Origin of the sequence: Pueribacillus sp. YX66, from assembly GCF_041725775.1 — a bacterium.
Lineage (GTDB): Bacteria > Bacillota > Bacilli > Bacillales > UBA6769 > Pueribacillus.
The window spans coordinates 17704-43677 of sequence record NZ_JBEUEL010000021.1; the positions used below are offsets into that span (position 1 = coordinate 17704).

Sequence of the window (25974 nt, forward strand, 5' to 3'; positions counted from 1 at the left end):
ACACTAGCAAAACTACTCCATAATTAAACTTCAGTGTTACTTTGCGATTCATGTGCTTCTAAAAGCACAGTGTGAAAAATTTGTGAACTTTCGCCGGACGTATTGACTTCTACGATTTTGGTAGACCACCTAACACCTCATGTTCAAGACAAACATGTTCAATAAGGCTTATTTAAGTCTTGTGATAGAGCATAACTAATCCATGCATACTCTGAATGGATTGTGAATGCTTGACACGTACTCACATCTTGTTGAGTCCCGAGACTTTTTGTACAGCCTCATTGAATTCCTGTTTCGTCATTAGCAGCTTCCGAGGCTTACTCCCATTTGCTTTTGACACAAGACCATGATCCTCCATCATGTCGATTAACCTAGCGGCACGGTTATACCCGATTCGGAATCGGCGTTGCAAGCTTGAGGATGATGCAGCACCTTGCTCAAAAATAAACTCGCACGCTTCATAAAAAAGCTCATCTTCAAATTGTTCAATCGTTTGCGATGATAAATCTTCTGCCTCGATTAAATAGTTTGGTTTCCGCTGTCTTTTAATATAATCTGTAATCCGCTCAATTTCACCATCGGAAACGAAATTTCCTTGTAAACGAACAGGCTTTGATGCTCCGTTTTCAAGAAAAAGCATATCTCCTTTTCCGAGTAGTTTTTCCGCACCACCTGAATCAAGAATCGTGCGTGAATCGACTTGGGACGAAACAGAAAATGCAATTCTCGTAGGGATATTCGCTTTAATTAAGCCGGTTATTACATCGACTGACGGGCGTTGTGTCGCAACTAAAAGGTGAATCCCACACGCTCTCGCTTTTTGAGCAATTCGGCAAATCGCATCTTCTACTTCTTGTGGCGATACCATCATTAAGTCCGCGAGCTCATCAATAATAACGACGATATACGGCATTGTATCTGATACATTTTCATTGTACCGCTCGATATCACGTACTTTCGTGTTCGCAAATCTTTTATATCGTTCTTCCATTTCATCGACTGCCCATTTTAACGCTGCAGTTGCTTCTTTGACATCTGTAATTACTGGTGTAACAAGATGTGGCAAATCGTTATATGGCGCTAATTCAACAACTTTCGGATCAATGAGCATCAGCTTAACATCATCCGGATTCGCTTTATATAAAATGCTTGTTAAAATCGAGTTAATACAAACACTTTTTCCTGAACCCGTTGCTCCTGCGATTAAACCGTGTGGCATCTTTTTTAAATCGGTCACAACAGGTTTTCCGGTAATATCTACACCAAGAGCTGCCGATAACGGTGAATGCGCCTCCTGAAATGACGAGCTTTCTAGTATATCTCGTAACGCGACTGGTTGACTCATTCTATTAGGCACTTCAATTCCAATCGCATTTTTCCCTGGAATTGGGGCTTCAATACGAATTTCTTTTGCGGATAAATTTAGCTTAATATCATCTGTTAAATTTGTAATTTTACTCACTTTCACGCCTGGCTTTGGCTGGACTTCAAACCGTGTAACAGTAGGTCCTTTAACGACATTGGTTACTAAAGCACGAACATTAAAGTTTTTCAATGTTTCATTTAATAAATTCTTTTGCTCTTGTAACCATTCATCACTTTCTGTTTGTTTTTTTAATGGTTTATCTAGCAAAGAAAGTTTCGGATAATAATATGTACGCTGGCGTTCGGCAGTAAAGGGCATGACGTTGTTTTGTTTTATTTCAGGGGTTTGTTTATGAACATGACTATTTTCTGTTAAAGGGTCTGTCATTTGGACATCAGATTTTTCAATCTGCTCACTCGATTCAATGACTGTTTGTCTCGATCGCTCACGTTCTTCATTCTTTTGTTGAACAGTTGATTCGATTAGCGATTCACTCTCTATTTCATGATCCATTTGTTGTTCATCTAACGCTTGCTCAACTACAGCTGGAATTGATGTTAGAGGTTCTTCAGTAGGCTTCTCATCACAATCTCGTACAGCCTCTATTGAAGCTGCATTCTCTGTTTCGGAACTACCATCGTTTTGATACCGTTCACTGGATTTATCTGTTCGTGTGCGAAAACCATATACAGGGGATGGGACATCAGATGCTTTAAAGTTCACGCCAGTAAACTTCTCTCGTTCAGATCGGGCTTGCCGTTCTTGCTTCTCTGAATGACGCCTACTTGTACGTTCAACTGAACCAGGCTGTTCGTCGTCTGGGATCAGTGGAAAACGAAAGTTACCTGTTTTCGGGTATTGATGAATCACTCGAGCATTTTCTTCATGTTCAGAACTAGGAAAGCGACCTGGACGTAAGCTTGTGTACTCATCTTTCACTTCTTCATGGATGTCTTCATTAAATATCCGATTGAACAAACGTTTTAACCAATTTTCCATTGTATACACCCCCACATATAGCAAAAAATGAATTCAAAAAGTTCGGAGGCTCATTGACTGAATTAATATAGAATTTTGACGAAAGTTGTGTCCGCTTTTTGAACTTGTTCCAATCCGTTTCTTATTTTTCCAAATCGTCACGCTCAGGACGATTTTTTGCTAAAATAAAAATGGGTTCAAGCTTGCCGTCATCGTATAAAAAAGGCAGTGCTGTAATCGGAACTCGACCATTTGCAAAAAAAGACATTGTCATTTGGCCAAGAACATCATAACCCGTATTATTTACAATATCGGCAAAAATGAGAACATCTTGATGCGGTACAGCCACTGCTAACGTTCCTTTCGTTTGAGACGCCATTTTTTCAAGCAACGATTGATTTAAAATTCTGCTCGCATCGTATCCATCATTCGTATTAATGAAATAAAATGTGTTATCCGCGACGACATCTTCTTTCATTTCTTCTGTTAATGAACGTAAATTAAAACGTGCTGCTTCTTTAACGACTTGTTCATCCCAATCTTCTTCTCGTAACAAGCTAGTATCAATTAATCGATACGACTTGCCTAAATCTAAAGCATAAAAGATCCTCGTCTCGGCTGTATGCTCATCGAAAATTAATTTCTTGCCTGATTTCGCTTCAGTCGGAAATGAAGTCGAGCGGATGACAGGGTAAATATTTGCCTCTTTCCCTCTCAGTCGTTGTTCTCCTAGCATAGCATTCATTGCTTCTTCGATATATTCAATAAGCTCCGTAAAATACGTAGCTTTATTTGCTTCCCATTTTTGAATTAAACCGTTTAAATGTAGTGTCATTCCAACTTTTGATTCTTTTTCTTCGATTCGTAATGACTCTTCTTTATAATTATATATAAATTGCCACTCTGGACGATTTAAACTTTCTTCAATTTTTCTTTTCATGTCAACTGGTTTCACGATTTTCCACCTCGTATCGTTTCTACACCGAAAGAAATACCTCCATTTTAATAAATGGAGGTAGATTATACTACTTATTTTACTATCATCAAGACAACAATTCCACTAATTGCCGATTGAACGAACGAAAACGTTTGTATACTACTTTTTCATACATTTGTTTTTTGATGTTTTTTCAGTTCGCTTTTTACAAACTGTATAAATTCAGTTGCTTTTTCTTTCGGTGCTTTCGTCACTATACTCACCCCAATGAAGAGAGCAATCGAAAGCAAGAGGCCCCATACACCTGAACCGTATCCGAGCGGTTTAAACTTTGTCAACTCTAAGACAGAAACAAGTGTTCCACTAATGACAACACTAGCAATCACACCAGCTGCTGTGCCCCGTTTCCAGAAGAACACACCAAAATACGCTGGAACGATGACAAGTAGTCCTGCAGAAGCTGAGACAGATAAAACAGCGATCAGATCAAGTTGCAACTGAGCAAATAAGTAGGCGAGGACTGCGATAACTGGAATGACAATTTTACCGACGAGCAACTGGCGTTGTTCACTCGGGTTTCTTTTCGCATTTCCATACACATCACGAGCTACGATTGACGACAACGTTAAAATGATCGAGTCAATCGTCGAAATTGCCGCCGCCATAATTCCAATCATTACGATAACTCCTAAAATTGGCGGAACTAAATCAGATGACAGCAACGTCGGGGTTGCCAAGTCAGCGTTATCCAAGCCTGGAAATTGTATGAGCGCAGCAAATCCCCACAAAATTGATACTAGCGTATAAATAAAACCAAAAACGAGAAAACCTATTAGCATTCTTCGTAAACTTGTAAATGAAGACGGCATGTATAATCGTTGACTTACTTGTGGGTTCGAAATACTAAAAAAGATCCACGGTAACGTTAAGCTTAAAAAAGCAGGAAAACTAAAAAAACCATTTCCTGGTACAGATAATGAACCTGGATGTTCTGTTGCCAATGTTTCGAAAAAGCTTCCAAAGCCACCTAATCGACTAACAACAATTAAAACGACAAGCGTTGCTGTAACAATCATAACTAACGCTTGGAATGCATCCGTCCACATGACAGAGCGAATTCCTGCAATAATTGTAAAAACAATCGCTAAAACCGTTGCAATCGTTACCCCTGTCGTGAATGTAATTGCGTTGTTAGACATGCTCGATAGTAAATAACCGACTCCTGTTAATTGAACAGCACTATAAGGGATAAGAAAAAGACAACTTGCTAATGCTGTAACAACAGCAACCGTTTTACTTTCATACCGATCACCTAACATTTCAGTCGGAGTCACATAACCGTATTTTTTTCCTGCAACCCAATATCGTGGTCCGAAAAAGGCAATTAAACTAACTCCTGCAAAATAGATAAGCTCAAAACCTAATGCACCAACCCCACCAGCATATGTTAATCCCGCCAAACCGACGAGCATAAACGCACTAAAGGTTGTTGCGCTATAACTTAAAGCTGATACGAACCCGCCCATTTTTCGATTTCCAAGAAAATAGTCGGTCATATCTTTGGCTTTACCTGTGCGTGAATAATAAGCAAGAATTAAAGATGAAATAACGTATATAACTACCCCTATCCAAACCATTGTTGCATTCAATTTTAATCACTCCACTTTCTCGTAATTAGTACGTTAACTGCAATAATTACTATTGCAAATACAGACCAATATAAAAAACTGCCATACCACTCATCGACATTTCGAAGCAATGTATATGGCACAATGTAAGCCAGCAACATGGCTATTGTTAAGAAAAGTGCCCAGCCAATCTCTTTTTTCTCCACATCGTCACCTCATTTTTTTCAAACTTCAATACTAGTATACTATTGTGTAAAGACACATGTAAATAATTATGTTTTTACATTAATATTATTGAGTTCATGCAAAGGAACCGCCGTCTAAGACTAACGTTTTATGAAAAATACCAGTACAATCATAGCCTTTGGGCTTAATTTCAATGTAGTGGATTGAACGGTTTATCCTATTTCCTGATACTTATTCAGAAACCAGTTTATATTCGGCACAATTTGCACATCTATACTTTCAGGACGTAGGCAATTTCAACGGAAAAATACGAACGAAATTTCTCTTGATTGGGAGGATTTCAAACATGCGACAAATAATGTGTGTTGTCCACATTAAAAATTTTCAAACATCCTCTTGAAGATAGTCTCGCGTTCATTGTGTTTTTTATACAACCGTTTTATACTAATGCATAGATCATCTTATAAAGGAGATAGAATAGAATGGAATTAGTCGTGTATTTAGCTGGTCAAATTCATGACAATGACTGGAGAGATGAAATTCGTAATAGATCAAGAGATTTAAATTTACCGATTACATTTGTCGGCCCGATGGAAAATCATGACCGCTCTGATCAAATTGGAGAAGAAATCTATGGTGAGCAACTGAATAAAATTTTAGTTGATGACGCTGCTTCGGATTTCAACAATTTACGAACAGAAGTATTACTTGAAAAATCCGACATCGTCATCGCATGCTTCGGAGAAAAATATAAACAATGGAATACAGCGATGGATGCATCAACAGCAATTTCAAAAAATAAACCGCTCATTGTTATTCGCCCTGAATCACTCGTTCATCCATTAAAAGAAATTGACAACAAAGCAAACGTCGTTTGTGAAACACCAGAACAAGCAGTGAAAGCCTTGTCCTACATTTTTGAAACAGAATAAATAGTAAAAAACGCTTCTGAAAATGGTTCAGAGGCGTTTTTTATAATAAAAATATTGGCCGAATAAAATATTTAACAACTGTTCATAAATGGATTGACGAGTAACGAAACCGTTTGTTAACAGTCCGATCGCACCTTCACTTTGATTCTCAAGTTGCGTTTGTGCTTTTATAACCTCGCCAAGCTCTTTACCACATTCAAGTTCATGCAGAAACGTTTCTGGCAACATGAAGTGCCCACCACTACTCACACATTCATAACCTTTCCGATCGATAAGTGCACCCCAATTACAAACGAACCACACCGTTCCGATTTTCGATATTCCGCCTTCTAAACCGATCCCAACATCACTATTCGTAGCCATTAAAACTTCGCGGGCACGGTTTACTGCTCCTTGTATCGTTTCGGAATCCGATTGAGGCTGATTTGATACATGAGTAGGTACAGAACGAGCGATTACAGTAAAACCAATCGACGTTGAGAGTTTTTCCAACGCATGAACTTTTGCTCGATTTGTCGAACCGATTGCAACTTTCATAGCGTTCCCATCCTTTAGCTTTGGCGAATTGTATCAACCATTGATTGATCCGTTTGTTGAACAAGTTTCACTAATAATTCTTTTGCCGCCGCATAATCATCAACGTGTACAATCGAAGACGATGTATGTATGTAACGAGAGCAAATCCCAATAACAGCTGACGGAATTCCTTCTAGTGACGTATGAACTCGACCAGCATCAGTTCCGCCAGAAGAAACGAAATATTGATACGGGATATTGTTCGTTTCAGCAATATCTAAAACGAACTCACGCATGCCACGATGGGTTACCATCGAACCGTCATAAATCCGCAGTAACGCTCCTTCTCCTAACTTTCCGAACGCTTGTTTTTCACCCGACATATCGTTTGCAGGACTGGCATCAAGCGCGTAAAAGATATCCGGCTTAATGAGATTTGCAGCTGTTGCTGCTCCGCGCAAGCCAACTTCTTCTTGAACGGTCGCACCCGAATATAATTCATTTGGTAGCTTTTCATCTTTTAGCTCTTTTAATAATTCAATCGCTAAACCACAACCATACCGATTATCCCATGCTTTAGCGAGAATTTTTTTCACATTCGCCATCGGAGTAAATGGGCATACTGGTGTAATCGGTTGTCCGGGACGAATGCCAATTTTTATCGCATCATCTTTATCATCTGCACCGATATCGATAAGCATATTTGTAATTTTCATCGGTTTTTTTCGTTGATTTTCGTCTAACAAATGAGGTGGTATCGAAGCAATTACGCCGGGGACAACACCTTTTTCCGTTTCAACTTCGACCCGTTGAGAGAGCAAAACTTGACTCCACCATCCGCCGAGCGTTTGAAAGCGAATAAGTCCTTCTTTCGTAATGCTCGTCACCATAAACCCAACTTCATCCATATGCCCTGCAACCATTACTCGTGGTCCGTCACCTTTTTTCACACCGAAAATACTTCCGAGCCGATCGCGAACAATCTCGTCAGCATATTTTTCAAGTTCAGTTTGCATGTATTTACGTACATTATGCTCAAAACCAGATGGTCCGCGAAGCTCCGTTAAGATTTTAAACATGTTAACTGTTTCGGTATTCATAATGATCCCCTCTCATTACGTTTTTGCTAACCTAATCATAACGAAGTTACTCTTAATGTTCCACATTCTCATCGTCAAATGTTGTTCCAATATCACTGTTTCTAGTATAATACATAGTAATAAACGATACGCTAAGTTGTCGTTTAAAATGAAAGGGGTTTACAATGAGAATTAATAAATACGTTACGGGTGCCATCGTTGGGCTAGCCGCTGGCTTTATCGTTGCAAATCAAATAAACAAAAGAGAAATTACACCTGAAAAAGCTTTACATAACGTCAAACATGCATTAAAAGATAAACTCGCTATCGAAGGTTCATGGATTCAAATGTTTCCTGAAAAAATGGAGAAAAACGACCTGCTTGAATATACGGTTTATCGTGGAGGAGTCACTTCAAACGAACATAATCGCATCCAACATTATGACTTTACTGTTGATGCGGAAACAGGAGCCATTATTGAATTAAAATAATTGATGCCACCCATCACATGATGAGGTGGCCATTTCTATTACATTTTGAGGGTACGTATTCAAAATGAAGGACAATCGTAAACTTTTTTCCTTTTTAGTGTAAATGTGGTTTTTCTTTTTGCTCATCTTCTTATTGATCTAGCTCAGAAACGATTCGTTCCCAAAATAATCGGTCCTCTTTCGCCGGATCATGTTTTACTGTCGATTCAAGATTAAAATGCATAGTTGCTCTTGAATTTAGCTCATATTCAGGCCAATCCGGCAATTGCGGGATTGACGGGTTTCCATTTTTTACAAATGCAATCCAAGCATGGTGCATTTGCTCAGCAATCTTAAATCGTTCTGGGACGTCGCCAGTAAATGCTGTCGTTCTTTTATTTTTAACGGTGTTCCAAACGAATGGTAGTTCAAGAGCATGACACGATTTCAGACCACCTCCAAAAGCTGTACTTTTATAGTCAAAGCGATACATCCAAACCTTTTCACCTCGTTTAATTCTCATTTCACTTAACGCGATCGCAGGATATGTAAACATTTGCCATGTCATGAGTTTTTCAAATAATTCTTTTGTAAGTCGTTCACCTCTCAACAGCTCGGACATATGCGACCAACTTTTTCCAAATGCGGCTTTGAAACGTTTTTTTATTCCTTCTTCATCAAGCTTACTCCACGTTGGATCTACAAACGTAAATAAGCGATATTCATGTTCTGTCGTCCCAATTAATATCGGAATATTTTTCGCACTTCCTAGCGCAAGCGCTTGTAGAGGATGGGTATGAATGACTGACTCGTCTACGACTGGCACTAACGTCATCGGTGGAACAGTCTCAGATACTTTTACAAGTTCTTCCGCAGGCACGTCAAACAGTTTTTCAAGCTCATCATGTTGAATACCAAGTTCTGAAAGAATTTGAGTTGCTATATTAGTTCCGATCTTTGATGGTAACACATTACTCGCTGCCCCGCTTTGCAAGATCGCTTTATGAAAGAGTCCTTCTGCTTCCTTCGTTGCTAGCAATGTACCAACACTCATAGCCCCCGCTGATTCTCCAAATAGAGTAACGTTATTCGGATCACCTCCGAACGCTTCAATATTTTCTTGAACCCATTTTAATGCTGCTATTTGATCGAGAATGCCACAGTTTCCAGAACCTGCAAATGATTGACCCCCAATTTCTTCTAAGTGAAGAAAACCGAATGCCCCGAGGCGATAATTAAGCGTGACAACAACGACATCTCCCGTTCGTGCAAACGACGTACCATCATACGCTTCACTTGAGCCCGATCCGTACATAAATGCGCCACCATGAATCCAGACCATAACGGGACGGCGCTGATCATCTGCTCCAGGAGACCATATGTTTAAATATAAACAATCTTCGTTTGAACCTTCGGGAGAGTCCCCTAAAAAACGCATCATCTCACTTTTCGGTTGCATCGCTGAAGGTCCAAACTCTGTTGCATCCCTTATTCCATTCCAATCATCAGGTCGTTCCGGTCGGCGAAAACGCAAACGACCGACAGGCGGCTTTGCGTATGGAATTCCTTTCCATACAAACACATCTTCACTTTTCTTACCTTGCACTTGTCCATATTGTGTCTTCACGATTAATTTAGACAACACACTTAACCCCTTTCCACTTAAAGTTATATTTATTATCGCATAATTCGGAAAATAATGCTTTTATTTTATTTAATGCAATACTTTTTTTAATCAAATGTTCACCTAAGAGGGAAATACAAGAAAATAAAACAGTTCGAAGTATAAATGAATCTGAAAGTCAATCGTTTTTTGGAAGAAAATCAATCCATTGAAAAGTGATTGTTATTAAATTCTCAACAAGCATATTTAATTCAGGCGTCATGATTGTATACAAAATAAAAACTTCTCATGTTTAAAATATAAAACGTCCTTTCGAGAATGCGTCGAAAGGACGTTTTAAATTCAATTATTGAAACGTTTCTGTCTGACCGTGGTAAAGTCTATTTGCAATTTTAAACTTTGATACTGAATATTGACGTGGCTCCCAAACGAGCACGATGAGTAATACATAAACAATCGGTAGTACGATTAGCAACGTAATGATAAGTCCCATTTGAAGTTTTGCACCAGTAACATTGTCATAAGACTCTTTATACGTTACGACCTCATCAACCGTAGCAAGTTGACCTTCATGTAGCACTTCACCATTTTCTGGGTCAAAGAAGACGACTTCTTTACGAACCGTTGGGAAAATGCTGTCGCGTACTGTCGTATATTCAGCTAACGCCATTTGAACCGTGTTCGTATTCAATTCTGGTTCATTAACAGATACTTCTTGAACATCAGTAAGCTTTAACGAACCCGCTTTATAATTACTGAACTCTTCTTTTTTCTCGGCTTCAATTGCATTTAGCATATCTGCCGAAGCTTCAGCAGCTGAAACAACTCCAGCCATACTAGAGATTAATAACACTAACGTTATAATGGCGATAAATTTCTTTTTCAACATCGTTCCTCCTCATCCATAAACATAAAAAATCTAACACACTATAATTCTATCATAACATAAAATAATTCATTCGTTTACTGAACTTTTAGGTAAAAATGTGAACTTTATTAATTCTATTGAAATCTAGCTTCGCACCGATAAATTCGATTACCTTTACGCGAAAACTTTTCCTCGTATTCAGTCATTATATTTTTGCCATCATCATCTGCATGTAGATGAAGACTAATATTTTTTAACCGCATGCCGTATGCAGAAAAGCTTTCCAACGAGTATTCGAATAATTTACGATTATCTGTTTTAAAATGGATTTCTCCATCTTTAACTAATATCGCTTCATATAACTTTAGATATTTTTCATACGTCAATCTTCTTTTTTCATGTCGGTTTTTCGGCCATGGATCAGAAAAGTTCAAATAAATTCGATTCACTTCTTGCTTTGAAAAATACGCTAGTAAGTAATCCGCATTTGCATTTAAAAGCTTTACATTAGTAAGATGTTGTTCAGAGAGAATTTTATCAAGAGCAGATACGAGCACGCGATCCTGTTTTTCCAATCCAATAAAATTGATGTTTGGATTTTGTTTTGCCATTTCGGTAATGAATTGACCTTTTCCTGTACCGATTTCAATATGAATCGGATTTTTATTAGGAAAACACGATGCCCAATTTCCTTTTTTCGCTTCAGGCTCTTCAATTACAATTGTCGCATGTTCTTTCAGCTTATCTTGAGCCCACGGTTTGTAACGTAATCTCATTTAGTCACTTCCTTACATCTACAAGAAAGAATTCTACCATGAAAAATAAAGAACGTACAGAGCGAAGTATTTAAAGAGGTGATTTGCTTTGATCGTCATCGAATATGACAATTATTATGAATTAATTACACAACACGACCATGCACTATTAGCTGGTGAAATGGCCATGCATTCAGGAAAACCACCTTTTCAACATTCTAGCTTGCGTACGATACTAACAGTAGCGCTTCATGATTCAAGTTGGAGACAAAGCGACAACCAATTTCAAAAGGTTCCGTATCATTTTACCGATTATCCAATGAATGAAAAACTTAAGCTTTATAAAACTGGAATTGACGAACTTGAACAGATCGATGAATTCGTTGCTTTATTAACATCAGTCCATTACACAGCCTTCTTTCATCCTAATGGACCTGAGGAAACGCAAAAATTTTTAAACGATGAAAAACAACGACAACGAAGATTGAAAGCGTTATATCCGAACGAGAATATCGAGCTTGTACATGAACAGTTAAAAATGTGGGACAACTTTTCTTTATATGTTTGTCTAAACAAGCCAGGTGTTCAAAAAAAAGACGAGCATTTATGGTTTAAAAATGGAATTCGAGCTGTCACCGCTACTGGTGAACCGATAACCGTTCAAGGCGAATGGCTCGATAAATCAACAGTCGGATTTGATCCATTTCCTTTTATGAAAGCTTGGAAAACAACTTATCCTTTTATCGTATATGATAAAAAGTCTCGTTCTCTTGAGCGACGAAAAAGAACCATTACATTTGTCGAAATTTAATCGCTTTTATTTATTTCCCAGGAAATTGTCGAATCATCAATTCTTTCGTAATACACCGTTCGCGTATTGTGTAACAATGTGCGAGCGGCTTTAATTTGTAACGACTTCATCGGTGTTGGGTTTATCTTATGTTGATGAAACCATTGATGTAAATGACGTTTATCAATGCATTCAATCTGCCAATCATGAAAATGATCAACATACCCATTGTGTGCAATGATCATTTGTTTAATAGGCATAAGATTTTTTACTATGCGTGAAACGATATGATATGTCCGTTGCACTGAAATCTTCGGGTTAATGACTTTAATTCTTTGTTCACCTCGCCACACATTCCAGAACCTCTCACTGTTCGCTTGATAGATGTCGTCTTTTTCACCTTTTAAAAATGCAAGACAATAGACTTCTAAAGGGGTAATGAGGACAGCTTCAAGCTCAATTGGTGCTTGCTCAATTTGAAATACTGGATCGTACATAAGTAAATATGTGTCTGGCAAATCTTGTAGCAATTGTCGTAACAATCGATCAGTTTCATATTGTGGAGAGAGTTGTGACTTTTCCGTTGGTGTCGCACTCGCCCAGCGAAGCTGATTCAGAAACATATTATCTAAAAAGTCAGCTTTCACTCTTTGAATACGCGTTCTCTCTGTATTATCGTTAATTCCGTTATCTTCCTTTTTCTCTTGCCACCTTTGCTGTTTTAACCTAACAAACTGATTACTATATTTCGTTAATTCTTGTTCATAACGAGAAACATAATCTTGTAGCTTAATTAATTGAGCCATTCAAACCACCCTCTATACTTTAACCAAAAAGTGCAATGATAACTGGTGCCAAAAATGAGGCGATAACCGCACACATCGTCATGGACACAGAACTTATCGCTGCCGCTTCTTCACCAAATTCAAGTGACTTTGACGTTCCTAGTACATGGGCAGCACTACCATATCCGATTCCAACTTCTAAAGGACTGTCAATGCGAAACCATTTTAAAAGATATGGCCCAATGACGACACAACTAATCCCTGCGACCATAACGAACACCGCCGCGAGTGGAGGAAACCCACCAATTTCCTCAGCTATTTCCATCGCTACCGGTGTTGTCACTGATTTTGGTAGTAACGAATAAGTTAATTCGTTATCTATTTTCAAAGCCTTCGAAAGTAAACGACCACTTTCAATTCCAAGCCATGTCCCGACAATGACTCCAGATATAATAGGAACGAAATACGTTTTAATCACATGCCATTGCTTATAAAGTGGATAACCTAATGCAACTATCGCTGTCCCTAACAACTCTGTAATGAGTGACACGTCTTTCATATATTGTTCGTAAGAGTATTGAAATAAAAGTAGTACCGTCACGATAACAACCGTTGACGTTAATACAGGAACGAAAAATGGATACGGGAAGCGCTGATAAAACTTTCGTGCAATGATATACACAAACAACGTTAATATAAAGCCTATTTTCATCCTTTTACACGCTCCTTGACCTTTTGAACGATACGGGTTGTATACGCTGAACTAATTAGTACAATTATCGTGCTCACGATTGTGATGACAACAAGCCATACGCCCTTCCCTTTAAATAAATCAAAATATACTATGACTCCTACTGTCGCTGGAGTAAAGAAGATCGGCAGATGGGCTAATATAAAGCTTGTTCCTTTCTCCACAAATCGTTCGAACGGTTTCCAAACCATTAATACAATAAAAAAAAGAAGCATTCCTATAATACTTCCTGGAATAAATAAACGAAAGACGTCTTGAATATATGAACCGATAAGATAAAACAAATACAAAATTCCGATTTGAGCAACGGTGTAAACAATATTTTTAAGCATTCTCTTAGCCCTTCCATACATTCTAGTAAAATATGATTAATTGTATCTTATTTTAACAGATTGTTAAGAATTATGAGAAGTAATATTAATCCAAGTGATTAGATTAGTTATATATGTTTTGTTATAATGGAATAAATAATTGTTTTCTAAAAGATTGTTATTGAACAATTTCTATTAGCTACGACGTAAGTGCTATGTTAATTTACACTTCAGGCAGTCGCTTTCCACTAGCAACGCCTCAACTTCCGAAACATAGAACGTGCAAGTGCAGGTGTTGTGGCAGAACATCACGTACTCACCTGACTCGGAAAGCGAAATATTCTTCTGGAGTAGTTTCTCAGCATCAAATTTACCGCGCAGTTTTGTTCGATTGCGAGAAATTTAAAATCAACAGACCTTACGTAAAACTTTACTTAAAGGAAGTGTCTAAATGAAGATTGTTACAAACATTGCTGACTTAATAGGAAATACGCCACTTGTGAAATTACAGCACTTGCCTGAACGTGATGGCGCTGATGTTTACGTAAAGCTTGAATTTTTCAATCCGAGTCGTAGTGTGAAAGACCGTGCTGCATATGAAATGATTGCCGCTGCTGAACGAGAAGGAATATTAAAGCCTGGTGCAACAATCATTGAACCAACATCCGGAAATACTGGAATTGGCATCGCAATGAACGCTGCTGCAAAAGGATACAACGCGATTATTGTCATGCCTGATACGATGACTGAAGAACGTATTAATTTATTAAAAGCGTATGGAGCGAAAGTAGTACTGACTCCTGGTGATAAAAAAATGCCTGGTGCGATCGAAAAAGCGAATGAGTTAGCGAAAGATATCCCGAATAGCTTCATTCCGATGCAATTTGACAACGATCACAATCCGAACGCCCATAGGAAAACAACTGCACGTGAAATTATAAACGATATGGAAAACTTGAATAAAACCCCTTCCGCTTTCGTTGCAACAGCTGGAACTGGCGGGACGATTACAGGCACGGGAGAAGTGTTAAAAGAAAAATATCCAAATTTAACAATTCATGTCGTAGAGCCGTCTGGATCACCTGTATTGTCAGGCGGAAAACCCGGAAAACATAAGCTCGTTGGAACAAGTCCCGGCTTTATTCCAAATACGCTAAATACCGACATTTATGATGAGATTATTCAAATTCAAGATGAACAAGCCTATGAAGTGACTCATCGCCTTGCAAAAGAAGAAGGTATTCTCATCGGTCCATCTTCGGGAGCATCTGTTTATGCTGCTTTAAGCGTTGCAAAGCGGTTAAAAAAAGGTGAAATTGTCATCTGTATGACTGCTGATTCAGGAGAACGATACTTATCTACCGATTTATTCCGAAACCTTTAAAACGCTTGGATTTTGACCAAGCGTTTTTCTCATTTCAAGATTAAATCATAGTTATCTTTATTAATAGTAAACGGGTGGTTTATGTGGACTTCGATTTCGTGCCCCCTATTTTTTACCTTTTCATAAGACAATAGTTCATCGAGCTTCAATTTAGTATATTCTTGGATATATTCGTTTCTTTCTATATGTGTTCGAGACCAGATTTGATAATATTCCTCATCCGACATCTTTAACTTCTCCGCTTGTTGTCGAGAAGTCCTTTACTTGTTCCATTTCGTTTTCAAAGTCTGGATAATGATTTTGTGTAACCTCCTCGAATCATCTCTTTCGAAACTGTAATTCCTAGATTTTTCGCTTCATAGATGACGATTTCTTCTTTTAAATAAACGTCAATATACTCATCTTCGAGCGGATACGGAGTAAGAATATCGCTTACTTTAACTTTTTCGCCTTTCACCGTTGCAATAATTTTACTGTTAAATCACGTTCTCCTAAAGTTACGCTTGCTGCTGCTTTTTCTTACTATTCGTCCTCCAAAAATGCGTGTGAATAAACCAGATCGTACGCCTAACCATAAATAGACGGCCCCACCGATTGTAACCCCTATAATCAAAATTAACATAACGACAAAATAACTAGATTCACCAGAGTAACCGTTTACTAATAACTGTTCAATCGGCCATTTCACTAACCAAACGATAATACCCATAATTGCTGTAAACAGTATGATAAGCAATGTTCGTTTGGCAATAAACGTCAATTTAAAAGTCGTATACTTCTTAATGACAAGCAAACAGAAAATGACGGAAAATAAATATCCAGCATCTGTAGCTAGTATTGCGCCGATTCCTCCCCACTTTGCAATAAATGACCGATTCAACAACATTTTAATTAATATCCCAATTAACAGTCCAAGAACGGCTAACTTTTGTTGATTTATTCCTTGTAAAATTGCAGCAACAGCCGTAAACATTGCGAATAAAATTGCTGTCGGAGCATACCATCTTAAAATTTCACCGCCTAACGTAATATCAGTCGTACCATAAAGTGTACCGTAGACTGAATACGCAAGCACTGCCAAGCCAACAGCAGCCGGAAGCGTTAAATAAAGCAACATTTGAAACGTTTGTGTAATTTGTTGCTGGAGTTTCACACGATTCCGTTCCGTATATGTTTTTGTTATTGTCGGGATGAGCGTTAAACCTAAAGCTGTCGCAAGCGACACTGGTATCATAATAATCTTATTCGTAGTTTGGTTTACCGTCGCATACACTGCTTCCGCTTCTGCTTGTGTCATCCCTTCAAACGTTAACGTTTTCACCAGCGTAATCGTATCAATTTGTTGATAAATCGGGATCGCAAGCCCAACGAGCACGAACGGAATCGCATATGAAAGCAATTCTCTGTACATGGCTGGCAACGAAATGTTATGTTCTACCGTGCTTTCAGACACTAATTTATCGAGATGAGGTTTTCGTTTCCGCCAATACATGAATAGAACTACAAGTCCACCTAATGCACCGATGAACGCTGCAAACACAGCGAACGCAACCGCTGTTGTCCGATCCCCTTTTAATAAAACAATAATAATAAACCCAGATACTAATATGAAAGCGATGCGGACAATTTGTTCAACGACTTGCGAAACAGCAGTTGGTCCCATCGATTCAAACCCTTGAAAATATCCACGAATTAAGCTCATGACGGGAACAACGATCAACGCGAAACTAACAACTCGAATCACGAAAGCAACATCTTCTAAACTATTTCCTGTCGGGTCACCTTCTCCGATAAAAAGAGGTGCAATCGCATCAGCGGACAAAAACAACAATAAGAACGTAGCAAAACCCGTTCCGAGCATAACAAAAATTCCTGAACGGAATAGCTTTCTTCCCGTTTTATAATCGCCTAATGCATTATATTTTGAGACAAATTTTGAAACAGCTAGCGGTAACCCAACTGTCGCCACACTTAATAAAATGACATACGGATTGTATGCGTAAGCATATAGCGCAGCACCTTGAATCCCAACAAGCCAAATAAAAGGAAAATAATAAACTAACCCTAATATTCGTGAAATCATCGTTGCTGCTGTTAACAAAAATGTGCCTCTTACGAGACGCGAGTCGTTCATGTCTCCGATCACCTACATTAAATCTACTTAATTGCATGTCCTTAATTGTACCATAATTTACGTGCGGTATAAGACCATTGCGGAAAAGCAAAAAATGGCTTCCGATTGAATCGAACTATCTGTTAAAGCTACTTGAAACTTAATATCTACGACTTGAGATTCTTTCAATGTTTGCAAAAATTCGTTAACTGCTTCTTCTAAATCTTCTTCGTGTTCAAAATCAAATAATTTTACTTGCAACATAAAAATACCTCCTAGTGCTCTAATTATATACGCACTAGGAGGTCGCTGTCCGTTTCAGTACGTGAACATTATTTTTACTTCGCCTTCCCAATCAAGCATGCCACCTTCAACATTGACAACGTCATATCCGAGCGATTGCAAATACTCACAAACACGTCCACTTCGTGCTCCAGACCGACAAATGATAAAATGTATAATATTTTTGTCAAGCTCTTCTTTTCGAGCGGGAATTTCACCCATTCGAATATGTCTCGCTCCAGGAATGATACCTTGTATCACCTCTTCATTTTCGCGGACATCGATTAAGGATACCGTTTGTTCTTTTTCCAAGAGCATTTCAAGTTCTTTCGAAGTAATTATTTTAATCGGCTGCAACATCAACCTTCCTTTCTTGACATCGTTATTCATCATCTTTTTTCTTTTTCGAAATGTCGATAATGTTTTCTAATAGCGCAATCACATCATCTTTCGAAAGTTCATCACCTTCGATTTCTAGAAGCTCTTTTTTCTCTTCTTCTGACTTATTTACTTCGGACTCATCTTGACTATCGAGCAAGTATGCTGGGATTAATTGACCGTCTGGCGTCACATACTTTTTATTTAAATTCCGTGTTTCTTTATCAAATAAACTATATATAACTGGAATGAGGAACAACGTTAAAAACGTACTACTAATCAGTCCTCCAATGACTGTAATCCCTAACGGTTGTTGAATTTCAGCACCTTCACCTATCCCTAATGCCAACGGAACAAGCCCTAATATCGTCGTCAATGCCGTCATTAAGATTGGGCGTGTCCGTACTTTTACAGCTTCTACAATCGCGTCGTACGTTCTCCAGCCTTCCGCTTTTTTCTGATTGATATAATCTACGAGTACAATCGCGTTGTTAACGACGATCCCTGCAAGAACGATAAGGCCGATTATCGCTGTTACTCCTAATGGAGTACGCGTCGTTGTTAACGCGATCATGACACCGATAACGATAAGCGGTACCGTAAAGATAATGACAAACGGATGCTTGAATGATTCAAATTGTGCGGCCATAACGAGATACACAAACAAAATAGCCAAAATGAAAGCTAATGCTAAATCATCCATCGCATCTTGAAGAAGTTCTTGATCTCCTGTGTAAGACATTGAAAAATCATCAGGTAAATCAAGATCATCAATTTCCGCATTTACGTCAGACGTCACATCACCTAACGTCGTATTTGTACTATATTTCACTGTAAACTGGACAGCTGGCAATTGTTCAGAACGTTGAATGCTTACAGCACCATCTGCCCGTTCGATGTTTGTAACATCACCTAACGTAGTGTATGTGCCATCTGGCTTTTTAATCAATAGCTTTTTTAAACTGCTAATATTTTTGATAACTTCTTCATCATACTGGATAAAAATCGGGAGAACTTCTTCATCCTCGGTCGTCAATTGTGAAGCTTGCTGACCGCGCGTAACGTGATTAACGATTGAAGCAACTTGTGCAGGTGCAAGCCCTTCATCTAATGCTTTTTTCCGATCAACTGTAATCTGAATTTCTTCCTGTTTCTCACTCTTATCATTTGTCACTTCATTAACGTTGCTTAAATCTTCAAGTTTTTCTTCAATTTGTGCAGCATAATTTTCTAAGTTTTTCTCTGTATCCGCTTGAATAAAAAACGTTAAAGTATTCGGTTCAGATCCCATAGAGCCATGCTGGCTGAATGATACGTCCGCATCTCCCGCAGCCCGTTCTACTTTTGATTTTATCGCTTCACTCACTTCAAGTGTTGAGCGATCTCGTTTATCTAAATCGACCATCGATACAAAAATTTCTGCTTCATTTTCTACTGGGGTTCCGAACGGACCTTGTTGTGTCGTACTTCCAATTAAACTAAGAAAATCTTGAATATCATTTTCATCCGCAAGCACTTCTTCAATGCTTTTCACGGTTTCTTCCGTAACATTAAGCGGTGTCCCATGTTCATGCGTTACGTTAATCGTGAAAAAGCCTTCGTCTGTCGCTGGTAAAAACTGCGTCCCGACGGTCGTTAGTCCTAAACCGCCTAATACTAAAAGCAAGAGCGTAATCATAATGACCGTCAAGCGGTGACCGAGCACCCAACGTGTCGCTTTTTCTATCGACGTAAGTATTTTTCCTTCTCTCCGTTTTTCTTCGACATTTTCAGACGGTGCTTTCAATACTCTGCTCGCAATCATTGGAACGACGGTTAACGCAACAAACAACGATGCGAATAAGCTAAATGCAACCGTAAATCCGAGCTCTTTAAATAAGTTTCCGATTAAGCCTTGAATAAATAAAACAGGCACAAAAACGGCAACAGTCGTTAATGTAGAAGCTGTAATTGCTCCAGCTACTTCTTTCGTACCGATCGATGCAGCTTCTTTCGGTTCTTTCCCCATTTGGAGATGGCGATAAATACTTTCAATTACGACGATCGAGTTGTCAACAAGCATCCCGATTCCGAGCGCTAGCCCACCAAGAGTCATAATATTCAAGCTGTAATTAGAGAAATAAAGAAGCACGAACGTAACGATAACGGAAAATGGAATTGCAATTCCAATAATTAGCGGACTGCGTACGTTCCGTAAGAAAAGGAACAAAACGATCATCGCGAGTAAACCTCCGATGATTAATGCGCTCGTCACACTATCGATCGCAAGATGAATAAAATCACCTTGGTCAAATAAAACCGCAGTATCAATATCTTTATATTTTTCTTTTTCTAGTAAATCATTTAACCCTTCATTAAAAAGAGTCGAAACTTCCGCAGTATTCGCATCCGATTGTTGAAGGACACTAATTAAAACGGCAGGCTCTTCATTTGCTCGTGTAATAATATTTTGTTTCTCTTTAGCTTTTTTTACTTCTGCCACTTCACTAAGTGTCACATTATCGCCGTTCGGTTTTTTCGTAACGATTAAATTTTTCACATCATTGACAGATGTAAGTGTACTAATGACTCTCGTCGTTAATCGTTCTTCTTCATTCGTCACTGGTGAACCAGGCATTGAAATGTTATTGCTTTGTATAACATCGACAATTTCTTGTTGAGAGAGATGATATTTTTCAAGTTTGTCTTGATCTAACGCAATTTGAATTTCGTCAACGCGAATGCCATCAACGTCGACATTAGCAACACCATCGATTTTGTTTAATTCTTGTTCAAGATCAGCGACTAGATTTTCAAAGTCTTCATTTTTTTCATCCGCTGAAATCGCCATTTGAATAACAGGAAATTGAGACGGATCAAATTTTAAAAACCTCGGTTCGCCAGCGTCGTCCGGTACTTGAACTTGGTTTAATGCACTATTAATTTCATCTTGAACGTCATCAATCGATGTCGTCCATGAAAACTGTAAAATGGTTAAACTTGAGCCTTCTTGAGAAATCGATTGAATCATCTTCAAGCCTGGCAATGTTGATAATCTTGCTTCAACTGGCTTTGTTACTTTTTCGACAACTTCAGTCGGGTTCGCTCCATCATATGAAACGACGACAGCTCCAATCGGTGGATCGATATCCGGAATTAGCTTTAACGGAATATTAAGGTAAGAAACCGCTCCTAAAAGTAAAAATAAAACCATCGTAACGATCGTAAAAACCGGCCTGCGAATCGAAAAATCACTTAATTTCATCGTTCCGTCCCTCTCCTTCCATCCAAATAAGATTGCGTAAATTCTTTATTATTTCACTTAATAAGCGTAGATCATCAAGATTCATTTTAAATAAATAATGAGTGATAATTTCATGGCGAGTCTTTTCCATACAATGTATTACTCGTTTTCCTTTTCCAGTTAAATGTATATGTATAAGTCTGCGATCATGATGACTTGTCACTCTCTTAACAAAATTCATTCGTTCCATTTTAGAGAGCATTTGGCTAACCGCACTCGTCGATACATTGATTTTTTCTGCTATTTTTCTTATCGTTAACGTTTCATTTTTATCCAGTAACGTCAGGACAAGCTGCTGATTAGCTGAAAGTTCATTCGTATAAGCTGAACTGAATTTTTGATTTAATGAGATCAAAATATCCATCATATACTCTTCAATGACTTGAGTATAGTTTACCGTGTCATTCATTTTAAGCCCCCACTAATTCGTTAAGATACTTAATTGTTAACATTCTTAATTAATTGAGTCAATGAATTAAGAAATTATGAACAAATTGACATATAATTCATTAAAATATAAATTTTTTATAACGAAAGGTAAGTAAAGTTAGGCGTGTGGAAGTGTTCAACATACAAGCATTTTACTTTCTTTGTAAAAGTACGAATCGTGGATATTAATCTTAGGTAGTTGCGTTAATTTTTACCTTCATCCTCTAGGAGCATAAAAGAACCTGCTCCATTTTTGAGAGCAGGCTACGTTATTATTTATTCTTTTCCCCCATAATGCTTGTACTATGAAGCGGTTGTGTTCTCGCTTTCGGATCAATGTAGGATTTTGCATTGTTCACTGCAGTAGGGGCCTCACCAAATCCTGTCGCAATGAGCTTCACCTTACCATCATACGTTGTCACATCTCCCGCTGCATAGATTCCTTTAATATTCGTTTCCATTTTCGTATTGACAACGATCGAATTTCGCTCAATTTCAAGACCCCAATTTTTTATTGGACCGAGGTTGGAGACGAAGCCATAATTTACAATTAACGCATCGACAGGTATGGATTCTTTACTTTCTCCTTTTGGTTCTTGAATAATCACTTCATGAATATAGTTATCTTCACCTTTTAAATCAACGACTTCGAACGGTGTTTTCACGTTCACTTTTGAATTCATCATTTGCTCAACACTATGTTCATGAGCTCTAAATTTATCCCGACGATGAACGATCGTCACTTCTTTTGCGATCGGTTCAAGCATGAGTGCCCAGTCAACAGCTGAATCGCCACCACCACATATGACAACTTTCTTATTTTGAAAAACATTCATATCGTTTACAAAATAATGCAAATTGTTTTCCTCGTATCGTTCGCAACCAGGAACTTGTAATAACCTCGGCTTAAATGCTCCGACACCAGCTGTGATTAAAATCGTTTTTGAAAAGTGTTCTTCTCCATTCGCTAACGATAATTTAAACGAATCGTCAGGAAGTTTTTCAACTTTTTCTACTGATTGCCCTAAAATGACAGTAGGTTTAAATTGCATCGCCTGTTCAATTAAACCATCAACGAGCGCTTGTGATTTTATTTTCGGAAAACCTGCGACATCATAAATGTATTTTTCCGGATATAAAACAGCAAGCTGTCCGCCTAGCTCTGGCAAACTTTCGATAATTTTTACTTTCATTTGTCGCATTCCGCCGTAAAAAGCAGCAAACAATCCTGTTGGGCCACCGCCAATAATTGTTATGTCGTATCGATCATCTTGTGAGGGCATACATCCACCTCCGAATTTTTGTACCCTGTCAGTGCGTATTCAAAAAGAAGACTACGGACGAGGTTAACCTCTTTAAATGTTCAATCTTTAATAAAAGCAAGGATACCATCAGGGGGATTATCATCCCCACTGATGGTTAGCACAGTTCGATGTTTAAAAGCATGTTCACATGATTGACATGTGAAACGTGATACACTCATCTTTTTTGGTTATATCTATTAATTCGCAACGATATTCACAAGTTTCCCTGGTACAGCGATGACTTTACGAACGGTTTTACCTTCAATTTGGGATTGAACATCATCATTCGCCATGACAATGTTCTCCATTTCTTCTTTTGTTGCATTCGTCGGAACATTGAGTTTAGCTCTAATTTTACCGTTCACTTGTACGACGATTTCGATTTCATCTTCTACGAGTTTCGTTTCATCATATGTCGGCCACGGCTCATATGCAATCGTGTCTGTATGTCCAAGTTTTTCCCACAATTCCTCACCGATATGAGGAGCAATTGGAGAAATTAATTTAACGAAGCCTTCCATATATTCTTTCGGTAACACTTCTTGTTTATTCGCCTCATTTACGAAGACCATTAATTGAGAAATCCCTACGTTAAAATGCAGAATCTCAAAGTCTTCTGTCACTTTTTTCACTGTTTGATGATAAACAATTTCAAACTCTTTTGCGCCTTGTGCATCTTTAATTTTTGGGTTTAAGTTTCCGTCATCTGTTACAAACAGACGCCAAACTCGATCGAGGAATCGCCTTGAGCCGTCTAGACCGCTTTCTGACCAAGCTTTTGATGCATCAAGAGGTCCCATAAACATTTCATAGAGCCGAAGTGTGTCAGCACCATGAGATTCAACAATATCATCTGGATTGACGACATTTCCTTTCGATTTACTCATTTTTTCATTATTTTCCCCAAGAATCATTCCTTGGTTAAACAGTTTTTGGAACGGCTCTTTCGTCGGTACAACCCCTAAATCATATAGAACTTTATGCCAAAAACGAGCGTAAAGCAAATGTAGAACAGCATGCTCTGCACCACCGATGTAAATATCAACAGGTAGCCAATCTTTTAACTTTTGCGGATCGGCAAGCGCCTCATCATTGTACGGATCAATAAAGCGTAAGTAATACCAACAACTTCCCGCCCATTGCGGCATCGTATTTGTTTCACGCTTCCCTTTTAAGCCAGTTTCTGGATCTGTTACATTGAGCCAGTCTGTCGCATTCGCTAATGGAGACTCGCCGGTTCCAGACGGTTTAATTTCATCCATTTCTGGCAAAACGAGCGGCAATTCTTCTTCAGGAACAGGCTTCATCGTACCATCTTCGTAATGAACAATCGGTATTGGTTCGCCCCAATAACGTTGGCGACTAAAGAGCCAATCGCGTAAACGATACGAGATTTTTCGAGTGCCTTTCCCATTATCCTCAAGCCATTGAATCATTTTTTTAATCGCTTCCTGCTTCGAAAGCCCATTAAGGAAATCAGAATTTACAAGCGTTCCGTCATCCACGTAAGCTTCTTTCGTTACATCTCCACCAGAAACAACTTCGATAATCTTAAGATCGAACTTTTTCGCAAACTCCCAATCTCGTTCATCATGCGCAGGGACTGCCATGATTGCACCTGTTCCATACCCCATTAATACGTAATCAGCAATCCAAATTGGTAGCTTATTGCCTGTAATTGGGTGAAGTGCATACGCTCCAGTGAACACACCCGTTTTTTCTTTTGACAATTCGGTCCGTTCGAGATCGCTTTTACTTTCAATCTCTTTTTTATACGCATTTACTTGCGCTGCTTGCTCATTCGTCATAATTTTCGTTACGAGCGGATGCTCAGGCGATAATACACAATACGTAGCACCGAATAATGTGTCTGGTCGCGTCGTAAAAACAGTAAATGATTCATCATGACCATCGATTCTAAAATTAATTTCTGCTCCTTCAGATCGACCAATCCAATTCCGTTGCATTTCTTTAATGCTTTCGGGCCAATCCAATTCTTCTAAATCTTCCAGCAAGCGATCAGCATACTCGGTAATTTTTAACATCCATTGCCTCATTGGCTTTCGAATAACAGGATGTCCACCGCGTTCACTTTTTCCATCAATCACTTCTTCATTTGCTAATACTGTTCCCAAAGCTGGACACCAATTAACAGGCACTTCATCAACATAAGCTAGTCCTTTTTTGTACAATTGAATGAAAATCCATTGTGTCCATTTATAATAATTCGGATCTGTTGTATTAATTTCCCGATCCCAATCGTACGAAAATCCGAGCGACTTAATTTGTCGTTTAAACGTTTCAATGTTCTCATTCGTGAAATCACGTGGATTATTGCCAGTATCGAGCGCATACTGCTCTGCTGGAAGCCCAAATGCATCCCATCCCATCGGATGAAGCACATTCCATCCTTGCATTCGTTTCATCCGGGACAAAATATCTGTCGCCGTATACCCTTCAGGGTGACCAACGTGTAGCCCTGATCCAGACGGATACGGAAACATGTCTAACGCATAAAATTTTGGTTTTTCATTGTTATCTTCGGTTTTAAATGTTTTATTCTCATCCCAATAATTCTGCCATTTCGCTTCAATGGTACGATGATCATAACTCATTTGTTACCCTCCTTTATTCAGTAACAGACTATATATGTAGCAATATATGATGTAATAAACTCGACGTTCGGCGAGCGCTTTTTAAAATTGTCCCTTCAGACCTACCATCTATAATAACACGTCATTCGTTTAACTTCTCTATATTACAAGGAAATTTGTCGACTGGTAAGCTTTAATAACGTAAGCAGTTGCTTCATTGCCTTTAAATAT

At 38.5% G+C, this 25974-nt stretch carries 24 protein-coding genes; 4 read left to right on the forward strand and 20 right to left on the reverse strand.

Features of this window, described 5'->3' with window-relative positions:
• Positions 1–241 precede the first annotated feature (241 nt).
• From ABU914_RS10180 to ABU914_RS10195, 4 genes are all read right to left on the reverse strand, one after another.
• The gene (locus ABU914_RS10180) at positions 242–2365 is read right to left on the reverse strand and encodes a DNA translocase FtsK (protein ID WP_379669622.1); all 2124 of its coding nucleotides are present in this window, start codon (positions 2363–2365) and stop codon (positions 242–244) included.
• Between the two features lie 121 nt (positions 2366–2486).
• Positions 2487–3284 carry a DUF1444 domain-containing protein gene (locus ABU914_RS10185; protein ID WP_379669653.1) on the reverse strand — a complete coding sequence of 266 codons (798 nt, stop codon included), beginning with the start codon at positions 3282–3284 and terminating at the stop codon, positions 2487–2489.
• A 164-nt stretch (positions 3285–3448) separates the two neighbouring features.
• The gene (locus ABU914_RS10190) at positions 3449–4930 is read right to left on the reverse strand and encodes a sodium:solute symporter family protein (RefSeq protein ID WP_379669623.1); all 1482 of its coding nucleotides are present in this window, start codon (positions 4928–4930) and stop codon (positions 3449–3451) included.
• Between the two features lie 2 nt (positions 4931–4932).
• On the reverse strand, positions 4933–5115 hold the full coding sequence (locus ABU914_RS10195) for a hypothetical protein (RefSeq protein WP_379669624.1): 183 nt from the start codon (positions 5113–5115) through the stop codon (positions 4933–4935).
• Positions 5116–5577: 462 nt separating this feature from the next.
• Here ABU914_RS10195 and ABU914_RS10200 point away from each other — a divergent pair, with 462 nt between their 5' ends.
• Positions 5578–6027 carry a YtoQ family protein gene (locus ABU914_RS10200; RefSeq protein ID WP_379669625.1) on the forward strand — a complete coding sequence of 150 codons (450 nt, stop codon included), beginning with the start codon at positions 5578–5580 and terminating at the stop codon, positions 6025–6027.
• A gap of 27 nt (positions 6028–6054) precedes the next feature.
• Here ABU914_RS10200 and ABU914_RS10205 read toward each other — a convergent pair whose 3' ends face one another.
• A complete protein-coding gene (locus ABU914_RS10205) occupies positions 6055–6564 on the reverse strand; it encodes a DUF84 family protein (protein ID WP_379669626.1) in 510 nt (169 codons plus the stop codon).
• Positions 6565–6578: 14 nt separating this feature from the next.
• On the reverse strand, positions 6579–7643 hold the full coding sequence (locus tag ABU914_RS10210; RefSeq protein WP_379669627.1) for a M42 family metallopeptidase: 1065 nt from the start codon (positions 7641–7643) through the stop codon (positions 6579–6581).
• 164 nt (positions 7644–7807) lie between these two features.
• Here ABU914_RS10210 and ABU914_RS10215 point away from each other — a divergent pair, with 164 nt between their 5' ends.
• The gene (locus ABU914_RS10215; protein ID WP_379669628.1) at positions 7808–8113 is read left to right on the forward strand and encodes a PepSY domain-containing protein; all 306 of its coding nucleotides are present in this window, start codon (positions 7808–7810) and stop codon (positions 8111–8113) included.
• 130 nt (positions 8114–8243) lie between these two features.
• On the opposite strand, the gene ABU914_RS10220 is transcribed toward ABU914_RS10215, so the two are convergent.
• The 3 genes from ABU914_RS10220 to trmB form a co-directional block, all read right to left on the reverse strand.
• The gene (locus ABU914_RS10220) at positions 8244–9737 is read right to left on the reverse strand and encodes a carboxylesterase/lipase family protein (RefSeq protein WP_379669629.1); all 1494 of its coding nucleotides are present in this window, start codon (positions 9735–9737) and stop codon (positions 8244–8246) included.
• A gap of 325 nt (positions 9738–10062) precedes the next feature.
• The gene (locus ABU914_RS10225; protein WP_379669630.1) at positions 10063–10602 is read right to left on the reverse strand and encodes a hypothetical protein; all 540 of its coding nucleotides are present in this window, start codon (positions 10600–10602) and stop codon (positions 10063–10065) included.
• 116 nt (positions 10603–10718) lie between these two features.
• Positions 10719–11360, reverse strand: coding sequence for a tRNA (guanosine(46)-N7)-methyltransferase TrmB (gene trmB / locus ABU914_RS10230; RefSeq protein WP_379669631.1), 642 nt, complete (start codon positions 11358–11360; stop codon positions 10719–10721).
• A gap of 88 nt (positions 11361–11448) precedes the next feature.
• Between trmB and ABU914_RS10235 the strand changes: the two genes are divergently transcribed.
• The gene (locus ABU914_RS10235; RefSeq protein WP_379669632.1) at positions 11449–12150 is read left to right on the forward strand and encodes a DUF3891 family protein; all 702 of its coding nucleotides are present in this window, start codon (positions 11449–11451) and stop codon (positions 12148–12150) included.
• Here ABU914_RS10235 and ABU914_RS10240 read toward each other — a convergent pair.
• Genes ABU914_RS10240 through ABU914_RS10250 form a run of 3 tightly spaced genes read right to left on the reverse strand, consistent with a single transcriptional unit; the run spans position 12147 to position 13997 of the window.
• Positions 12147–12935, reverse strand: a complete 789-nt coding sequence (locus tag ABU914_RS10240) for a hypothetical protein (RefSeq protein WP_379669633.1) — start codon at positions 12933–12935, stop codon at positions 12147–12149. The genes ABU914_RS10235 and ABU914_RS10240 overlap by 4 nt on opposite strands.
• A gap of 19 nt (positions 12936–12954) precedes the next feature.
• Positions 12955–13626, reverse strand: coding sequence for an LrgB family protein (locus tag ABU914_RS10245; protein WP_379669634.1), 672 nt, complete (start codon positions 13624–13626; stop codon positions 12955–12957).
• Complete coding sequence (locus ABU914_RS10250; RefSeq protein WP_379669635.1) at positions 13623–13997, reverse strand: CidA/LrgA family protein; 375 nt, start codon at positions 13995–13997, stop codon at positions 13623–13625. Before ABU914_RS10250 ends, ABU914_RS10245 begins: the two co-directional genes overlap by 4 nt.
• Before the next feature lie 430 nt (positions 13998–14427).
• Here ABU914_RS10250 and cysK point away from each other — a divergent pair, with 430 nt between their 5' ends.
• Positions 14428–15360 carry a cysteine synthase A gene (gene cysK / locus ABU914_RS10255; RefSeq protein ID WP_379669636.1) on the forward strand — a complete coding sequence of 311 codons (933 nt, stop codon included), beginning with the start codon at positions 14428–14430 and terminating at the stop codon, positions 15358–15360.
• 280 nt (positions 15361–15640) lie between these two features.
• Here the strand turns inward: cysK and ABU914_RS10260 are convergent, their stop codons facing one another.
• From ABU914_RS10260 to leuS, 8 genes are all read right to left on the reverse strand, one after another.
• On the reverse strand, positions 15641–15817 hold the full coding sequence (locus tag ABU914_RS10260; protein ID WP_379669637.1) for a hypothetical protein: 177 nt from the start codon (positions 15815–15817) through the stop codon (positions 15641–15643).
• A gap of 24 nt (positions 15818–15841) precedes the next feature.
• On the reverse strand, positions 15842–17494 hold the full coding sequence (locus ABU914_RS10265) for a putative polysaccharide biosynthesis protein (RefSeq protein ID WP_379669638.1): 1653 nt from the start codon (positions 17492–17494) through the stop codon (positions 15842–15844).
• Positions 17495–17551: 57 nt separating this feature from the next.
• Entirely contained in the window at positions 17552–17737 is a 186-nt protein-coding gene (locus ABU914_RS10270) for a sporulation protein Cse60 (protein WP_379669639.1), read from the reverse strand.
• A 54-nt stretch (positions 17738–17791) separates the two neighbouring features.
• Positions 17792–18112, reverse strand: coding sequence for a rhodanese-like domain-containing protein (locus tag ABU914_RS10275; protein WP_379669654.1), 321 nt, complete (start codon positions 18110–18112; stop codon positions 17792–17794).
• Positions 18113–18137: 25 nt separating this feature from the next.
• Positions 18138–21377: an efflux RND transporter permease subunit gene (locus tag ABU914_RS10280; protein ID WP_379669640.1), complete on the reverse strand. Its 3240-nt coding sequence runs from the start codon at positions 21375–21377 to the stop codon at positions 18138–18140.
• Entirely contained in the window at positions 21364–21825 is a 462-nt protein-coding gene (locus tag ABU914_RS10285; protein ID WP_379669641.1) for a MarR family winged helix-turn-helix transcriptional regulator, read from the reverse strand. The genes ABU914_RS10280 and ABU914_RS10285 overlap by 14 nt, the downstream gene beginning before the upstream one ends.
• A gap of 292 nt (positions 21826–22117) precedes the next feature.
• Positions 22118–23128: an NAD(P)/FAD-dependent oxidoreductase gene (locus ABU914_RS10290; RefSeq protein ID WP_379669642.1), complete on the reverse strand. Its 1011-nt coding sequence runs from the start codon at positions 23126–23128 to the stop codon at positions 22118–22120.
• A 218-nt stretch (positions 23129–23346) separates the two neighbouring features.
• The gene (leuS, locus tag ABU914_RS10295; protein ID WP_379669643.1) at positions 23347–25764 is read right to left on the reverse strand and encodes a leucine--tRNA ligase; all 2418 of its coding nucleotides are present in this window, start codon (positions 25762–25764) and stop codon (positions 23347–23349) included.
• Positions 25765–25974 lie beyond the last annotated feature (210 nt).

Bases quoted from the DNA above. Each gene is read 5' to 3' on its own strand.
- ABU914_RS10180 (WP_379669622.1), bottom strand. From the start codon at position 2,365: ATGGAAAATTGGTTAAAACGTTTGTTCAATCGGATATTTAATGAAGAC.
- ABU914_RS10185 (WP_379669653.1), bottom strand. From the start codon at position 3,284: ATGAAAAGAAAAATTGAAGAAAGTTTAAATCGTCCAGAGTGGCAATTT.
- ABU914_RS10200 (WP_379669625.1), top strand. From the start codon at position 5,578: ATGGAATTAGTCGTGTATTTAGCTGGTCAAATTCATGACAATGACTGG.
- ABU914_RS10205 (WP_379669626.1), bottom strand. From the start codon at position 6,564: ATGAAAGTTGCAATCGGTTCGACAAATCGAGCAAAAGTTCATGCGTTG.
- ABU914_RS10210 (WP_379669627.1), bottom strand. From the start codon at position 7,643: ATGAATACCGAAACAGTTAACATGTTTAAAATCTTAACGGAGCTTCGC.
- ABU914_RS10215 (WP_379669628.1), top strand. From the start codon at position 7,808: ATGAGAATTAATAAATACGTTACGGGTGCCATCGTTGGGCTAGCCGCT.
- trmB (WP_379669631.1), bottom strand. From the start codon at position 11,360: ATGAGATTACGTTACAAACCGTGGGCTCAAGATAAGCTGAAAGAACAT.
- ABU914_RS10240 (WP_379669633.1), bottom strand. From the start codon at position 12,935: ATGGCTCAATTAATTAAGCTACAAGATTATGTTTCTCGTTATGAACAA.
- ABU914_RS10245 (WP_379669634.1), bottom strand. From the start codon at position 13,626: ATGAAAATAGGCTTTATATTAACGTTGTTTGTGTATATCATTGCACGA.
- ABU914_RS10250 (WP_379669635.1), bottom strand. From the start codon at position 13,997: ATGCTTAAAAATATTGTTTACACCGTTGCTCAAATCGGAATTTTGTAT.
- cysK (WP_379669636.1), top strand. From the start codon at position 14,428: ATGAAGATTGTTACAAACATTGCTGACTTAATAGGAAATACGCCACTT.
- ABU914_RS10265 (WP_379669638.1), bottom strand. From the start codon at position 17,494: ATGAACGACTCGCGTCTCGTAAGAGGCACATTTTTGTTAACAGCAGCA.
- ABU914_RS10270 (WP_379669639.1), bottom strand. From the start codon at position 17,737: ATGTTGCAAGTAAAATTATTTGATTTTGAACACGAAGAAGATTTAGAA.
- ABU914_RS10280 (WP_379669640.1), bottom strand. From the start codon at position 21,377: ATGAAATTAAGTGATTTTTCGATTCGCAGGCCGGTTTTTACGATCGTT.
- ABU914_RS10285 (WP_379669641.1), bottom strand. From the start codon at position 21,825: ATGAATGACACGGTAAACTATACTCAAGTCATTGAAGAGTATATGATG.
- ABU914_RS10290 (WP_379669642.1), bottom strand. From the start codon at position 23,128: ATGCCCTCACAAGATGATCGATACGACATAACAATTATTGGCGGTGGC.
- leuS (WP_379669643.1), bottom strand. From the start codon at position 25,764: ATGAGTTATGATCATCGTACCATTGAAGCGAAATGGCAGAATTATTGG.